The sequence below is a fragment of the Succinivibrio sp. genome (assembly GCF_045124615.1).
GTDB classification, from domain to species: Bacteria; Pseudomonadota; Gammaproteobacteria; order Enterobacterales; family Succinivibrionaceae; genus Succinivibrio; species Succinivibrio faecicola.
Genome location: NZ_JBGVMC010000019.1, coordinates 1 through 1,325, shown reverse-complemented (window position 1 = coordinate 1,325; position 1,325 = coordinate 1). Strand labels below are relative to the sequence as shown.

The following is a 1,325-nucleotide window of genomic DNA, read 5'->3' as shown; positions in this document are numbered from 1 at the left end:
AGCTAAAAAGATCAATCATACTGTAGAGCAGAATCTGTTTATAAGAATTGCACCTACTGGAACTGCAACTTGGTATGCAAAAGCTAAACAGAATAATAAGACTCTTAATAAATGTTTAGGCAACTATCCTGCAGTTTCTGTTGCTATGGCCAGACAAGCAAAGAATGAATGGATTAAGACTATTTCCGTTATTCCAGACATCAGCGCAAATGCTTCTTATACAGTTAGAGAAGCTTTTAATGATTGGTACGATAAGAAGAAACTTGTTGCACGTTCCTTTGAATATCTGAAGCTGCGAGTTGAACGTCATATTCTCCCTATCTTTGGTGATATTCAGCTAAAAGACCTTACAGCTTATGCCCTCATAACCGCTTGGAAGCCTCTTGAAGATAAAGGTCAGATCGAAACCTTACGCAAGCTTTGTGATTATGTTAAGGATATGGCTATCTTTGTGCAGAATACCGGCCGTTTAGAAGAAATGCATGACCTTACTCATATCAAGGTTAATTATCCACGTAAGCAGGCAGAACATTTAGCTGCAGTCACTCCTAAAGAACTGCCTGAACTCTTCTATGCCCTTGAATGTAAACCGCGTGTTTATGGTGTGGTATGGAATGCAATGTTAACTCAATTTTATACCTTATCTCGCCCAGGTGAAATTGCTGAATTAAAGTGGGATTGGATAGATTTTGATAATGAAGTTATTCGCTTTCCAGCTGAGATAATGAAGACAGGCAGAGTTCATGAAGTGCCAATGTCAAAGCAATTGAAGATCTTGCTACAGAGTATGCCTCAGGTTTATGACTATGTATTTGTAAGTGACCATACCAAACACAAAGGAGAACCTATTAACCGTGAATCAGTCAGACTGATGTTTTCAAAAGCCGGCCTAGGTGGTATTCAGACTGCCCATGGCATACGTTCAATAGGTGCTACTTGGTTAGCTGAGCAGGGGTATAGAGAAGATGTTGCTGAAATGTGTCTTGCCCATTCATCAGATAATCAGGTTAGAAAAGCTTATCAGAGAAGTGACTTTCTGGAAAAGAGAAGACCAATAATGCAGGATTGGTGTGATTATGTCGATCACTGCAGGGCAGAGGCTCATGAGAAGATCAGAAAGGAATTAACTAAGCAAAGTTAGTTTGAATAAGCTAACATAAAAGTAATAATAATTCCATTTTACTGATGTCAGTAAAATGAAAAAAAACAAGATAACTATTTGATATTAAAATAAAAAAGGTTTAATTATGGATAAACAGTCAATCATAAATTATAAAAAAGGGTTCGATTCTGCAGTTCATGAACTTTCTAATGAAGGTAAAACA

The 1,325-nt window shown here is 37.3% G+C and carries 1 protein-coding gene; it reads left to right on the top strand.

What is annotated here, in order from left to right; all coding sequences use genetic code 11:
* The coding region (locus ACJML3_RS00455) for a tyrosine-type recombinase/integrase (RefSeq protein ID WP_406019651.1) at positions 1-1,141 on the top strand (1,141 nt) is incomplete at its 5' end.
* Positions 1,142-1,325: the final 184 nt, after the last annotated feature.